General features: G+C 55.7%; 14 protein-coding genes. 7 read left to right on the top strand and 7 right to left on the bottom strand.

Annotated elements, in window-relative coordinates; all coding sequences use genetic code 11:
- Positions 1–16 precede the first annotated feature (16 nt).
- From QGM61_RS12095 to argJ, 3 genes are all read left to right on the top strand, one after another.
- Positions 17–949 (top strand): M23 family metallopeptidase, encoded by a 933-nt coding sequence (locus QGM61_RS12095; protein ID WP_237134818.1) that lies wholly within the window; start codon positions 17–19, stop codon positions 947–949.
- Between the two features lie 92 nt (positions 950–1041).
- Entirely contained in the window at positions 1042–3807 is a 2766-nt protein-coding gene (gene secA / locus QGM61_RS12090) for a preprotein translocase subunit SecA (protein WP_281133152.1), read from the top strand.
- 74 nt (positions 3808–3881) lie between these two features.
- On the top strand, positions 3882–5105 hold the full coding sequence (argJ, locus tag QGM61_RS12085; RefSeq protein WP_237134816.1) for a bifunctional glutamate N-acetyltransferase/amino-acid acetyltransferase ArgJ: 1224 nt from the start codon (positions 3882–3884) through the stop codon (positions 5103–5105).
- Positions 5106–5127: 22 nt separating this feature from the next.
- Here the strand turns inward: argJ and QGM61_RS12080 are convergent, their stop codons facing one another.
- Genes QGM61_RS12080 through QGM61_RS12055 form a run of 6 tightly spaced genes read right to left on the bottom strand, consistent with a single transcriptional unit; the run spans position 5128 to position 10834 of the window.
- Positions 5128–6144 carry a Nudix family hydrolase gene (locus QGM61_RS12080; protein WP_281133151.1) on the bottom strand — a complete coding sequence of 339 codons (1017 nt, stop codon included), beginning with the start codon at positions 6142–6144 and terminating at the stop codon, positions 5128–5130.
- Positions 6137–6349 (bottom strand): DNA gyrase inhibitor YacG, encoded by a 213-nt coding sequence (yacG, locus tag QGM61_RS12075; protein WP_237134814.1) that lies wholly within the window; start codon positions 6347–6349, stop codon positions 6137–6139. Before yacG ends, QGM61_RS12080 begins: the two co-directional genes overlap by 8 nt.
- A complete protein-coding gene (gene coaE / locus QGM61_RS12070) occupies positions 6346–6963 on the bottom strand; it encodes a dephospho-CoA kinase (protein ID WP_237134813.1) in 618 nt (205 codons plus the stop codon). The genes yacG and coaE overlap by 4 nt, the downstream gene beginning before the upstream one ends.
- Positions 6964–7020: 57 nt before the next feature.
- Entirely contained in the window at positions 7021–7923 is a 903-nt protein-coding gene (locus QGM61_RS12065) for a prepilin peptidase (protein WP_237134812.1), read from the bottom strand.
- The gene (locus tag QGM61_RS12060; protein WP_281133150.1) at positions 7920–9161 is read right to left on the bottom strand and encodes a type II secretion system F family protein; all 1242 of its coding nucleotides are present in this window, start codon (positions 9159–9161) and stop codon (positions 7920–7922) included. The genes QGM61_RS12065 and QGM61_RS12060 overlap by 4 nt, the downstream gene beginning before the upstream one ends.
- Complete coding sequence (locus tag QGM61_RS12055; protein WP_281133149.1) at positions 9155–10834, bottom strand: GspE/PulE family protein; 1680 nt, start codon at positions 10832–10834, stop codon at positions 9155–9157. The genes QGM61_RS12060 and QGM61_RS12055 overlap by 7 nt, the downstream gene beginning before the upstream one ends.
- 154 nt (positions 10835–10988) lie before the next feature.
- On the opposite strand from QGM61_RS12055, the gene QGM61_RS12050 reads away from it, so the two are divergent.
- Both QGM61_RS12050 and QGM61_RS12045 read left to right on the top strand, forming a co-directional pair.
- On the top strand, positions 10989–11447 hold the full coding sequence (locus tag QGM61_RS12050) for a prepilin-type N-terminal cleavage/methylation domain-containing protein (protein WP_272907351.1): 459 nt from the start codon (positions 10989–10991) through the stop codon (positions 11445–11447).
- Positions 11448–11634: 187 nt separating this feature from the next.
- Positions 11635–12036 (top strand): c-type cytochrome, encoded by a 402-nt coding sequence (locus QGM61_RS12045; protein ID WP_237134809.1) that lies wholly within the window; start codon positions 11635–11637, stop codon positions 12034–12036.
- Positions 12037–12206: 170 nt separating this feature from the next.
- Here QGM61_RS12045 and nadC read toward each other — a convergent pair whose 3' ends face one another.
- Positions 12207–13067: a carboxylating nicotinate-nucleotide diphosphorylase gene (nadC, locus tag QGM61_RS12040; RefSeq protein ID WP_411268767.1), complete on the bottom strand. Its 861-nt coding sequence runs from the start codon at positions 13065–13067 to the stop codon at positions 12207–12209.
- 69 nt (positions 13068–13136) lie between these two features.
- Between nadC and ampD the strand changes: the two genes are divergently transcribed.
- The gene (ampD, locus tag QGM61_RS12035) at positions 13137–13676 is read left to right on the top strand and encodes a 1,6-anhydro-N-acetylmuramyl-L-alanine amidase AmpD (RefSeq protein ID WP_281133147.1); all 540 of its coding nucleotides are present in this window, start codon (positions 13137–13139) and stop codon (positions 13674–13676) included.
- A complete protein-coding gene (gene ampE, locus QGM61_RS12030) occupies positions 13673–14554 on the top strand; it encodes a regulatory signaling modulator protein AmpE (protein WP_281133146.1) in 882 nt (293 codons plus the stop codon). Before ampD ends, ampE begins: the two co-directional genes overlap by 4 nt.
- Positions 14555–14561: the final 7 nt, after the last annotated feature.

Below are 14561 nucleotides of genomic sequence, written 5' to 3'. Positions count from 1 at the left end.
TGACACCGACCTCTCTATGAAACTGATTCTGGTAAACCAACGCTACGGACACAGCCGGACTATTGTGATCCGGGGATGGCTCAAGGGGCTGCTGTCGCTGTGCCTGCTTGGTGCGCCTGTAGCGCTGGGTTACCTGGGTTATCAGCTGGCGGTCAGTGATTCCGACGCCAATCAGCTTGTCAGCCAGGAAGCTACCGAAAAGTGGCAGCAAAAACTGGATGAGCAGTCCCAGACGCTTGCCCAGTTGAAACGTAACGCCGAAGTGCAGCTCGAAGCGCTGACCACCCGCCTGGCAACGCTGCAGGCGAGAATGCTGCGCCTGGACGCACTGGGTGAGAGACTGACCACGGTCGCAGATCTCGATACCAGTGAGTTCGACTTCAGCCAGCCACCAGCGGCCGGCGGCATCCTGATCAGTGATTCCGGCACGGTCTCGACCCCCGACTTTCTGTTTGCCATTGATCAGCTGGAGAACGATATTGCGCGTCGCAGCGAACAGCTCGAGACGCTGAGCCAGCTCATTAATGGTCAGCAACTCCTCAAAGAAGCGGAGATCGCCGGACGTCCGGTGCGCAGCGGTTGGCTGTCCTCGGGCTTTGGTCGCCGGGCCGACCCATTCACTGGTGCCATGGCCTGGCACAGTGGTGTCGACTTCGCAGGCGCTGCCGGTGGCCCAATTGTATCAGTCGGTGCGGGAGTGGTTACTTACGCTGGTGACCGCGACAATTATGGACTGACTGTTGAAGTTGATCATGGCAACGGTTACCTGACACGCTACGCGCATGCGAAAGAACTCAAGGTCGAAACGGGTGACATCGTTACCCAGGGCCAGACCATCGCATTGATTGGCAGTACCGGTCGATCAACCGGCCCGCATGTCCATTTCGAGGTTTACAAGAACGGTCGCGTCGTTGACCCATCCTCTTATATCCGCCGCACACACCGCTGACGCGGTACTCAGACACTCCCTTATTTAACAATGCCGTCGCCCCTTGATGAGCCGGCGCCGTATACCGTCATTTACGATTCAAGCAGGACACCATGAGTACATCATTTCTAAGCAGAATTTTTGGTAGCAGCAATTCCAGAAAGTTGAAGAAGCTGCAAAAAACTGTCAGGCAGATCTACAGCCATGAGTCGGAGCTGGAAAAACTGAGCGATGCCGAGCTGCGTGCCAAAACGGAAGAGTTCAAATCGCGTTACGATGGCGGCGCGTCACTGGACAGCCTGTTGCCCGAGGCATTTGCGGTGGTCCGTGAAGCCAGTAAACGAACACTTGGCCTGCGCCACTTTGACGTACAGATGATTGGCGGCATGGTGCTGAATCACGGCGATATCGCCGAGATGAAAACCGGTGAGGGCAAAACCCTGGTGGCTACGTTGCCTGCCTACCTGAATGGTCTGACCGGTGAAGGCGTCCACATTGTGACTGTCAACGACTATCTGGCCTCTCGTGACGCCAACTGGATGCGCCCGTTATATGAGTTCCTGGGTCTGACCGTTGGTGTCATCAAGAGCGGCCAGCCGCCTCAGGAAAAACGCGAGGCCTACCAGGCATCCATTACTTACGGCACCAACAACGAGTTTGGCTTTGACTACCTGCGCGACAATATGGCGTTTCGCGTTCAGGACAAGTTCCAGCGTCAATTGAATTTCGCCATCGTCGACGAAGTGGACTCCATCCTGATCGATGAGGCGCGAACTCCTTTGATCATCTCGGGTGCGGCAGAAGACAGCTCACGCCTGTACCAGACCATCAACTCTTTGGTGGACAAGCTTGAGAAAGGCGATGCTCCGGTTGAAAAGACACCAGGCATCTCGCTGGAGCGTGAGGAAAAGGTTGAGTCAGGTCACTTCATGGTGGATGAGAAGACCCGACAGGTGGAGCTGACCGAAGCAGGTCATGAACATCTTGAACAACTGCTGTCCGAGCGCAACCTGCTCAAAGAGGGCGAGAGCCTGTATGCGGCTGCCAACCTGGGCCTGCTGCACCATATCCATTCTGCGCTCAAGGCGCATTATCTGTTTAACAAAGACGTTGAGTACATCGTCAAGGAAGGCCGTATTGTGCTGATCGACGAGCACACTGGCCGCACCATGGAAGGGCGACGACTGTCTGAGGGTCTGCATCAGGCCATCGAGGCGAAAGAAGGGCTGGAGATCCAGAGCGAGAGTCAGACGCTGGCATCCACCACCTTCCAGAACTACTTCCGTCTGTATCAGAAACTCTCCGGGATGACCGGTACTGCTGACACGGAAGCGTTTGAATTCAAGCAGATCTACGATCTGGAAGTTGTCGTGATTCCACCCAACAAACCCATGCAGCGACGTGACATGAACGATCTGGTGTTCATGAGCATGGAAGAAAAATTCGAGGCGATTGTCCGCGATATCAAGGAATTCAGTTCACAGGGCGCGCCAGTACTGGTGGGTACTGCCTCAATTGAAACCTCGGAATTGCTGTCCGCCTTCCTGAAAAAAGAAAAGGTGCAGCACGAGGTCCTCAACGCCAAGTTTCACGAAAAAGAAGCGCAGATCATTGCGCAGGCGGGGCGACCGGGAGTCGTCACCATTGCAACCAATATGGCAGGCCGGGGTACCGACATTGTACTGGGCGGCAACTGGGAAGTTGAAGCGGCTGCAGCTGGGGAAGTGACGCCGGAACAGCGCGATAAACTGAAAGCAGAGTGGCAGCAGCGCCACGACCAGGTGCTGGAAGCGGGCGGCCTGCATATTATCGGTACTGAACGTCACGAATCACGTCGAATCGATAACCAGTTGCGCGGTCGAGCTGGTCGTCAGGGCGACCCGGGCTACTCACGTTTTTATCTGTCGCTGGAAGATAATCTGATGCGTATTTTCGCGTCAGAGCGCGTGAAGAACATCATGCAGGCGCTGGGTATGGAGCGTGGCGAGGCGATTGAGCATGGCATGGTCTCCAAGTCCATTGAAAAAGCTCAGCGCAAAGTGGAAGGTCGAAACTTCGATATCCGCAAACAGTTGCTTGAATACGACAACGTGGCGAATGACCAGCGAACCATTGTCTATCGTCAGCGCAATGAGATCATGGCCAGCGATGACATCAGTGAACTGGTCAGCAACATGCGCGATGACGTGGCGGATGAAGTGATCAGCAGCCACGTACCGCCGCAGAGCATATTTGAGCAATGGGATATCCCGGGTCTGGAAAAGGCGATTGAAGCAGAGTTTGCCATTCACCTGCCGATTGCCCAGTGGCTGGAGGAAGACGAAAAGCTTTACGAGGAAACCCTGCGCGAAAAGATCAAGGTGGCGCTGGCGGATGCGTATACGCAAAAGCGCAATACAGTCGGAGAGAAAATGCAGTTGCTGGAAAAGCAGATCGTACTGCAGATTCTCGATACGCTGTGGAAGGAGCATTTGCAGGCGATGGACCATTTGCGCCAGGGTATTTCCCTGCGTGGTTACGCGGGCAAGAATCCCAAGCAGGAATACAAACGCGAGGCATTTGGGCTGTTCCAGAGTCTGCTGTCTCGCCTGCAGCACGATGTGATCCGCTTCCTGAGTCATGTGCAGGTGCGTTCGCCAGAAGAGATTGATGCGATTGAGCGCGCCCGTGAAGCAGAGCGTGCCAAAGAGAAAATGCAGTTCGAGCACTCAGAGGCGAATGCCATGCAGGCCGCAGCTGCCGCAGAAGGAAGGGCACAGGAAAACAATGATGACCAGCAGTCACCATTTGTGCGCGAAACGCCGAAGCTGGGCCGAAATGATCCCTGTCCCTGTGGCTCGGGCAAGAAATACAAACAGTGTCACGGCCGATTAAGCTGATAACCCAGGAAGGGTGCCCGCTGGTCGGGCTGATGATTGTGTTCACGAACAGAAAAAACGTCAGGGTGTAAGTTATGGCAACTGGAAGTCATGAGCTGGGTCAATTATTGCCGGTAGACGGCATCAATATCGCTACTGTCTGCGCCGGCGTGCGCTACAAGAACCGCCGCGACCTCGTGTTGTTTGAACTCGCCGAGGGCACTCGCACGACGGCTGTCTTCACGCTGAACGCGTTTTGCGCGGCACCGGTTACGCTGGCGCGTCATCATATCGCCAGCGCGAAGGGGGATATCCGCTATCTGCTGGTCAACACCGGCAATGCCAATGCCGGCACAGGCCCGCAGGGTATGAAAGACGCGGAAACCTGCTGTCACGCTGTTGCCGGGCTCACGGGCGTTGCGGATCATCAGGTATTGCCGTTTTCCACCGGTGTTATTGGTGAGCGATTACCGGCTGAACGCATTGTCGCAGCACTGCCAGAGGCCAGACAGTCGCTGGTGGCTGACAACTGGCTGGCAGCTGCCAGCGGTATCATGACGACAGATACGCGCCCCAAAGGCATCTCTACTGTTGTTGAACACCAGGGCAAACGCATAACCCTGACGGGTATCACCAAAGGTGCCGGTATGATCAAACCCAACATGGCGACCATGCTGGCCTTTGTTGGAACCGACGCGGATATCGAGTTGCCTCTGCTGCAGTCGCTGCTGCAATCGGCGGTCACCTATTCGTTCAATCGCATTACCGTGGATGGTGATACCTCTACCAATGACTGCTGCACACTCAGTGCCACCGGCAAGAGCGGTGTCAAAGTCAGTGAGGCAGATCCGGCACTGCTGGATGCGTTCACAACCGCGCTGCATGAACTTATGATCGGGCTGGCAAAACTCATTATTCGTGATGCAGAGGGCGCCACCAAGTTTGTCACTGTTGATGTTCGTGGTGGCGGCACGGTTCAGGAATGTCTCCAGGTAGCCTACGCAATAGCTGAGTCGCCACTCGTTAAAACTGCGCTGGCCGCCTCGGACCCGAACTGGGGCCGTATTCTGGCAGCCATCGGTCGGGCTGGCGTGGAGAGTCTGGATGTCACTAAAATCGATATCTGGCTTGGCGATGTGCAGATCGTTGAAAAGGGTGGTCTGGCGCCTTCCTATACTGAAGAGCAGGGGCAGCGCGTCATGAACCAGGTCGATATCACACTGACCATCAGCCTGGGTCGTGGTGACGTCAACGAGCAGGTATGGACCGCCGATCTGACAGAGGAATACGTGCGTATCAACGCTTCCTATCGCAGCTGATCAGTCAGCTGCGAGCAGGCAGTCATTCCTGCTTTCTGTACATACTGATGCCGGCGATGCCTCTGGCGCCAGCCTGCTTTGCTGTTTCCAGATCGGCTAACTGCATTCCCCCCATGGCGTATACTGCCGCAGGAAAATCGCTCGCCAGCTGTGAGAATGCCGGCCAGCCCATGCCCGGCTTGCCGGGATGACTGGTGGTTGGCAACACGGGTGATACGATGGCAAAGTCCACCGCAAGTTCTGCAGCATGATGCAACTCCACTTCTGAATGGCAGGATGTGCCCAGTAGCAGATCGTCAGCCCGTTCCAGTTGATGCCCGACTGGTATCTCTTTCGCTGCATGGCTGTTCAGATAGAAGCCGGCGACATGCAGCGGAAACTTTTTCGCCAGCTGCAGCGTTTCGGGGTGACTGTTTAAATCGGTATCCAGCAGGAATCTGACAGGCTGCGTATCAGTTGCATTGTGGCTGTACCGCTGGATTAGTTTGCTCGCCATGGCGCAGTAGTTTGATGGCGACGGATCTGAGTCGGTTCTGCGCAATCGGACAAGTGCTGAGTTGGCCAGTGCGCCGGTCGGCAGCGGTTCTGCAGCAGGAGTGCCACAGTCGTAAATCATGACATGATCGGGAAGGTGCAATGCACGTATGATGGCTCGATTGGCGGCCGGAAACTGATCAGACCGCAGCTCTCTGCGGTCGAGCCAGCGCATAGGCTGGTTCTCCATGCCACGAGGTTCACCTTCAAATGCGATCACTTCATGCACATCAAGTAACACGGATTTGTCCGGGTAATGATGGGTAATTCTGCATAGAGGTTGATGGCTTATAACACGAATATTGAGTTCTTCGAGGAGTTCCCGCGCCAACGCCTGCCCAACGGATTCGTCGGGCTCTACTTTGCCCCCCGGAAATTCCCAGTAACCACCGAGATGCTGTCGCGCGTGCCGCTGGGTAATCAGGATTTTTCCATCCGTTCCCAATATTACACCGACGGCCACGTGAACGGTCGTACTGGTCTGTGCAGTTGCGGTGTCAGTCATTTCGCTCGGAGCTGAAACTGGCCAGGGCGTCAATCTGCTCAGGGTCTACAGGGTCACCGGCAATAGTGTGGCGCTCATTGGCCCACTCGCCGAAGTCAATCAGTTTGCAGCGTTCGCTGCAGAACGGCCGGTATTTGTTTTCCTCTTTCCAGACAACCATACTGCTGCAGGTAGGGCAGTTCACTTTGAGGATTCTTTCAGTCATTGTGTCATTTCCAGATATCTTTGGTGCTGAGCCGTTACAGCGTCTTTGAGTTGATTCAGGTCGCCGTCATTGACAATGATATCATCCGCGCGTTCGATCCTGGCGTGGCGTGCCATCTGGCTTTCCATGATGGCCTTAACGGTCGCTTCACTGCTGTTGTCTCTGACAATCGTGCGTTCGATCTGCAGGGATTCAGGCGCATCTATCAGCAATACGCGTGAGCACAGGCGCTGCTGATCGGTTTCCAGCAGCAGGGGTGAAGACAGCAGTGTGTACGGCGACGTGCTGGTGGTCAGACGAGAGATGATCTCCTGCCGGATTAACGGATGAAGCAACTGTTCAAGCCACTTTCTTTCATTGTGGTCATCAAAGATTCGCTGGCGAAGCTGACGCCGGTCCAGTTGACCGTCGTCCAGCAGCACGCCATCTCCGAAGTGCGCAACGATGGCCTGCAATGCAGGCTCGCCGGGTTTAACGACTTCCCGTGACAGCTCGTCTGCATCAACGACGGTGATACCCAGTTCGGAAAAGAATCGGGTCGCTGCAGACTTGCCGCTGCCGATACCGCCCGTCAGGCCTATAATCAGACGTTCTGATTCGAGAGTTTGTGTCATGTGCGCCTCCCAGCTTTTTTTAAGCAGCTTTTTGCTGATCGGTTTTTTTGCAGGACATTAGGCGCCCGCGACTGTCAAAAGGTACCACTGATTGATGGCATCGCCCCAGATGAGCGCAAGAAACCCGGCGATGGCCAGATAGGGACCAAACGGCATGGGTATGTTGCGATCCTTGCCGGCGATGACAGTCAGCGCAATGCCAATGACGGCACCTGCGAGTGATGACAGGATAACGATAGTCAATAGATGCTGCCAGCCCAGCCAGGCGCCCAGTGCCGCCAGTAATTTGAAATCACCATACCCCATACCCTCGCGACCAGTCAGCAGTTTGAACGCCCAGTAGATGCTCCAGAGACTGAGGTATCCAATGCTGGCGCCCAGGATCGCCTCAGTGGGTGTTGTTCCCAGCCCAGCCGGAGTCAGGGTCAGGACAAGACCCAGCCACAGCAGGGGCAGGGTAATATTGTCCGGAAGCAGTTGGTGATCAACATCAATGACTGTCAGGCTTATCAGACACCAGGTCATGACCAGCGCAGCAAGCATGGTGGCAGTCGGGCCAAACTGCCATGCAACCAGGCCGGACAGAACGGCAGTCACCAGCTCAACAACCGGGTAACGCCAATGGATGGGCGTCTGGCAATTTGAACATTTGCCTTTCAGCAATAAATAGCTGACAACTGGCACGTTCTGCCAGGGTTTGACCTGCTTTTTGCAGACGGGGCAATGTGATGCAGGCACGCTCAGGTTGAAAACCTTGTGCTCTGGTGCCGGATCATTGATCTTGAGTGTTTCAGGGTCTGTCTGCAGAAATTCGCAGCACTGCTGCTGCCATTCGCGCTGCAGCATCAGCGGCAGACGGTAAATGACAACATTCAGAAAACTTCCCACCAGCAGCCCCAGCAGTGTTGTCAGCAGAATGGTTGCGAGGGGTGATTGGGCCAACAATTCAAGCAGCGTCATATTGCGCTTCCCAGTGTAAATACGGGTAGATACATCGCCAGCATCAAAATACCAATGACAATGCCGAGAAAAGCCATCAGGCACGGCTCAAGCGAAGCGGTAAACTGCGCGATACGCGAATCCAGCACCTGCTGGTAGTGGGCAGCGCATTTGTCCAGCATGGAGTCCAAAGTGCCTACCTCTTCACCGACCGTGACCATTTGCTCAATCATAACCGGAAACAGCCCTGTCTTGCGAATGCACGACGACAGCGTATTGCCCTGAGAAACCTGGGCAAGCAGTGAGTTCACGGCATTCTGATACACCTCATTGCCGACGGTCGGTGCACTGAGCTGCAGCGCCTCCACCAGAGGTAGCCCGCTACGCAGCGCCACAGTAAGCGTATTGCATAGTCGACTGATGCAGGCCGCGCGGATGGTGGGTCCGATCAACGGGGAATTAATGATGAGTCGATGCCAGGACTGCGTTCCGCATGTCGTCCGCCTGATTATCAGACTTGTTGAAACCAGCACCGTTGCTACGCCAACAGCGATCGACATTCCGTGCCGGATGGCAAAATCTGAAACACTCATGACATGCTGGGTCAGCAAGGGCAACTCAGCACCAAACTGTGAAAAACTGTCTGCAAAACCCGGTACCACCTGTGTCAGCAAAATACCGCACACCGCGATGGCCGTCATCAGCACAATCGTTGGGTAGCGCAGCGCCCGCCTGAGTTGCTGGCGTGTGTGCAGCTGGTGCTGCGCAAGACTGACCACGCGCTCTAGCATGGCATCCAGCTGACCAGTCAGTTCACCGGCCTTTAACAGGTTGATCGTCAATCGTTCAAAGCACTCTGGATGTTTCTCCATTGTCTGATGCAGCATGCTGCCGTCTGTGACATCCTGATTCATTGTTCGCAGAATCTGCTGCAGACTCCCGTCATTGCAACTGGCAGTGCAAATCTGCAGTGCCTTGTTAATTGGCAGACCCGCCCTGGCCAGGCTGGCAAGTTGTTCCAGCATCACCATGGTGGCGTTTGTGTCGGGGCGCCGGCGCCAGGGGCTTGCGGCTTTTTCCTCGACACCCTTCAATGGGCTTTTCTGGCGAGACCTGGAAAGCACGTGGGCAATAATGCCCTGTTTCAAAAGCATCACTTTGGCGTCGCTTGTTGAATCTGCCTTTATCTGGCCAGCCAGGCGGTTGCCCTGAGCATCCTCTCCCTGCCAGCAATATTGCCGACAGCTCCGCTTCAACATACGCGTTCAACCTCTGCCAGACTGGTTATACCAGCGGCGACCTTTTGCAGGGCGGCCTGTCTGAGGTTGATATGTCCTGACTGGGCTGCTGCCTGGCGTATGTCGATGGTACTGGCACCTGCGCTTATCAACGACTCTATATCCCCGGTAATGGGTAACAGCTCAAATATGGCTACCCGTCCGCGATAGCCTTTGTGGCAGGCATGGCAGCCAAGCGCCTCAAAAACGGTGGCGGACTTGATCTGTTCGGTGTTCATCCCCGCAGCAAGCAGCCTGTCAGCGCCATCCTGCCTGCAAGGGTCAATAGCCATCTTGCAGTGTTCACATAGTCGACGGCACAGGCGCTGGGCCACAACCAGCGACAGCGCACTGCTCAGGTTGTAGTGCGCGACGCCCATGTTGAGAAGTCGCCGAACCGTGTCTGCCGCACTGTTGGTATGTAATGTTGACAGCACCAGATGGCCAGTCTGGGCTGCTTTTACGGAGATGTCTGCCGTTTCCTGGTCACGAATCTCACCCAGCATGATGATGTCCGGGTCCTGCCGCAGAAACGCTCGCAGCGCGGTGGCAAAGCCAAGTTCGACGGCAGTATTAATCGCAACCTGGTTCGCGCCGGCCAACGTCATCTCGACCGGATCTTCCACGGTAAAGATATTCCGGTCTCGCTGATTGAGGTGCTGTAGTGCGGCATAAAGGGTTGCGGATTTGCCGCTGCCGGTGGGCCCGGTAACCAGAACCATGCCCTGAGAGCGAGTCAGCGCTTTTAGAAAAACACTGGTTTGCTGCTCATTCATGCCCAGGTTCCGACAGTCCAGTTGTTCGGGGTTGTCGTTCATGATGCGAATGACAATTTTCTCACCCCAGATAACGGGGATGGTGCTGACCCGCAGACCCACCTGTTGCCCCGGGCGGTAGTCAAACTGGATTCGACCGTCCTGTGGCTTGCGGCGCTCGGTGATATCGAGATTGGCCATCACCTTTATCCTGCCGCTGATTCGTGGCGCCAGATAAAGCGCGGTACTTTCGATTACGTGCAATAAACCATCGCAGCGAAAGCGGATGCGGTAGTGGTTCTTGCCGGGTTCCAGATGAATATCCGATGCGCCCGCGTCAATCGCCGCGCTGATCGTCCGATCAATAAAACGCACAACCGGTGCCTCCTGGTCATCACTGCTTGGTGACTGGTCGCCGCCAGATAGGTGCCGGTCGTCATCCGGACGATCCTGTTCCTGCAGGCTGTTAACCGGGCTGAGCCGTTGGTGCAATTGATCATGGGCTACGATAACAAGCGGCAGTGGAGCGTGGCTGCGCTGCACAACTTCTTCAATGAATGTCACGCAGGCGGGGTCGAAGAAGGCAAGAGTGGGCGTTTCCGGGTGCAACGAAAGTGGCAGGATTTCATGCTGGCGCAATATGTTCAGACTGAGCTGGTATGGCTCAAGCTGACTGTCGTCAGAAACTGATGCACGAATGTTGCTCAGATCGACCCATGGCAATGCCAGTTGTCTGGCAATGAAACGTGCCAGAATATTGGCAGGAATACTCTGGTTGCGTGCAACCAGACTAAATAATGAGACATGCTCCGTTTCCGCCTGGCGCACCATCTCCCTGGCCGCTACTGATGGCAAAAGACCTGCCTTTACCATGGAATTGGCAATACTCTGGTTGAACATCAGTTCGCCTGTGTGCTGATCGTGGTTCCCTGTTCAGTTGTATAGCAGGCAATCGTCGCGGCTGCTATAAATCGATGAGGAAGCGCTGGCGCTGTTCAGCCATTCCGGAGGTTTACTCGTTCATAGCAGACTTGGTCATCATGGAGGATGGAGTATGGATACAGGAACACTTAACTATTTCACGCGATGTCGTAAGATCATTCGGGCCAGGGGTTTTACCCTGATTGAGCTGATGATGGTGGTCGCCATCGTAGGCATTCTGGCAGCTGTGGCGCTGCCGTCATATCAAAGTTACGCGGCGCGAGCCAGTTTTGCAGAAGTGATCGCGGCTGCGTCGCCAGCGCGGGCAGCTGTGGATCTTTGTGTTCAGTCCCGGGGAGCGGAACAGTGCACGGATATACCTTCCCAGGATGGCTGGTCAGCATCCGGCGGTGTTGACTCGGTCGCTGTCTCCATGAACGAAGAGGATTTTCTGGTGACTGTCACACCTGCCGGGACAGCAGCTGGTATCGCAGCGACAGATACCTACATTCTTCTGGGGCAGGCCGCCACGGGATCGGTGCAATGGCAGACCCACGACGACTCAGGTTGTCTTGGCAGTGGATTGTGCTGAGTAGCTACCGCGTCGGCTGTATTTTTGCTACATTACGGCCTTCCTGAAGAATGCAGATATCTGTTAAGCAACGGTTCAGCCAGATGTTTCTATAGTGAAACTGTCAACGGATCAGACGAATCAAGGTCTACCGTGGTTTAACGGGAACAGAAGACGTAAAGACACAAAGGGTGTCGGAGTAGCTATTATGAATAAGTTCAAGTTTGGTATGTTGTCTGTAGTGTCAGCCGTGGCTGCCGTTGCCGCCTTTGGTCTGAGTGCTCAACCCAAGACAATTGCGGATGGTGTGTATACCGAAGAGCAGGCCGCAGCGGGTCAGCCGATATTTGAAGAGCGCTGCTCAGCGTGCCATAACGCGGACTTCTACAAAACTGCACTGTCCAACCGCAACAACCAGCCGCTGGTGTTCCTGTTTGAAGAAATTCTGGGCACCATGCCGATGGACATGCCCGGCTCGCTGATGGATGAGGACTACCAGAATGTGCTGGCTCACATCCTGCAGATTACCGGCTTCCCGGCTGGTGAAGAGCCCCTGGACTACTACGGTGGCAGCATGGAAACCGTCGTAATCATTCCGCCGGAGTCCTGATCCGCGATTCCAGCTAATGTCTCCGGCGGCCTGACCCTCGGTCAGGCCGGCGGAGACAGCCTGATCCCAACTCTGGATAACCTGGCGTCAGCTCCGAGCCAGGCTCCCGATCTCCTGAGCGCCATCCAGCGCGGGCATCACATCTCCGATCTTGAGCGCTCAGAATCTGCTCAAGACTGCTGCATCGTCAGTCGCATGGACAGATCAATCGCCCGCACATCCTTGGTCAGGGCGCCAATTGAGATGTAGTCAACGCCAGTCTCGGCAACCGTTACCAGAGTATCGCGGTTGATGCCTCCTGATGCTTCCAGCTTGCAACGCTGGTTTCCGCGATCCGCATTGCGGACCACCGCTGTGCGCATATCTTCCAGCGAGAAGTTATCCAGCATGATGATGTCGGCGGCCGCGTCGGTGGCCTGTCTGAATTCCTCCAAAGACTCCACTTCAACTTCAACCGGCCTGTCTGGGGCGATCTGGCGGGCCTGCTGCACGGCTGCGGCAATCGAGCCACAGGCACTGATGTGGTTTTCCTTGATCAGGAACGCGTCATACAGGCCCATGCGGTGATTCCCGCAGCCCCCTGTTCTGACGGCGTATTTTTGTGCGGTGCGCAGCCCCGGCAGGGTTTTTCTGGTATCGAGCAGGGTTACGCGGGTATGGGCTACCAGCGCGGCATACTGACGAGCAAGCGTGGCTGTGCCGGATAATGTCTGCAGGAAATTGAGCACACAGCGCTCGGCAGTCAGCAGCGCGCGCGCAGGACCTCTCAATGACAACATGGTCTCATTGGCCGCGATCTCATCACCATCCTGCTTGTGCCAGGTCGCCTTGATGTCCGGGGAGACCTGGCGCAGGGTTTCCTCTGCCCACGCAATACCGCAAACAACTGCCGGCTCCCGGCTGATCACTCGCGCCTGGGCGGCTGTATCGGCGTCAATGAGCATTGCCGTAATATCACCGCTACCGATATCTTCCTCAAGCGCTCGAGTGACGCAGCTGCTGATATCGCTGGGGAGTGTCAGTGAATCCAGACTCATGTCGATTTACCTGTCGGGTGCTATACTGGTGCGCGACTTTAGCATATCTGACAGGAGTCATGCTTGATAGCAAACCATTGGCTGGCGGATGTCACGCAGGTGCAATCGCCCAATTGCAGTGATCGCCCGGCAGGCGAAGAAATAAGCCTGCTGGTGATACACAATATCAGTTTGCCACCCGGTGAGTTCGGCGGTCCGTGGATCGACAAGCTGTTCACCAATGAGTTGCCACCCGATGCGCACCCGTACTTTGCAGACATTGCAGCCCTGCGTGTGTCTGCGCACCTGCTTATCCGGCGGGATGGGGCTATCATTCAGTATGTGCCGTTCAACAGGAAAGCCTGGCATGCGGGACAGTCCTGTTTCGAGGCGCGAGAAAACTGTAACGAGTTTTCAATTGGCATCGAGCTAGAGGGATGTGATGATAAGCCCTTCACAGATGAGCAGTACGACCGCCTGGCCACGGTGACGCGCTATCTGATCTCTCACTACCCGGCAATCGGCTCTGGGCGTATAGTAGGGCACAGTGATATCGCTCCAGGCCGCAAGACAGACCCAGGCCCCCACTTTGACTGGACACGTTATCTGGCCAACTGCCTATGAAATTCCTGACAATTCTGATCGTCCTGTTATTGAATCACTATTGGCGTCGCGATCGCCATCTGGCCGTGGATTCCTGGTTTGTCGCCTGGCAGCGCTGGCTGCTGAATCATCGCCATCGCCTGCCGGAGTGGCGGGCACTGATTCCGGCGATGGCGGTTATCCTGCCGCTGTTGCCATTGTTGCTGCTGATCTGGCTCGCCCAGAGTGTTTTCTTTGGCCTGCTGACGCTGGGTATCCATGTGCTGGTAGTGCTTTACTGTTTCGCGCGACATAACCAGGATCTCCTGGTGGAGCAGTACCTGGAGCTTTGGGAGGCGGGTGACTACGAAGCCGCCTGCCAGATGGTCGAGCCGCTGGTGCAGGAGGCTGGTGAGCCCGCGGCTGATGACTACGCGAGAATCCATAGCCAGTTCATGACATACCTGCAGCGCACGGCATTACGAAAGCTGTTTGCCGTGCTGTTTTTCTACTTCCTGCTCGGGCCAGCCGGCGCGCTCGCCTATTGTCTGCTGGTGGCCATGTTCCGGGACGGTCGCCTGCTGGATGACGTGGACGAATTTGCCCTGTTCGAGCGCACGCTGGCGGCCGTAGAGTGGGTGCCGGTTCGTGTTCTGGCATTCAGCTTCGCCCTCGCTGGTGATTTTGTTGGTGCCTTCAGGGCATTGCGCAATCATTTCTGGCAGGCACCGGATCTGCTTACCAATTTTTCGTTGCTGGCGGCGGCGACCGACGGTGCCGCGGGTCTGGATGACGTGGAGGCAACTGCTCAGGAATCGAGGCTGCGGGCTGCGCACCAGCTGAAGGCACTGCAGGATCTGTTGCTGCGCACTCAGGTCGTATGGGTCATTGTGTTGTCCATGCTGGTTTTTGTAGTCTAACTACAAA

This window comes from Pseudohongiella sp. SYSU M77423, assembly GCF_029911965.1.
In the GTDB taxonomy this organism is placed as follows: domain Bacteria; phylum Pseudomonadota; class Gammaproteobacteria; order Pseudomonadales; family Pseudohongiellaceae; genus Pseudohongiella.
This window is presented reverse-complemented; position numbering and strand designations above follow the sequence as displayed.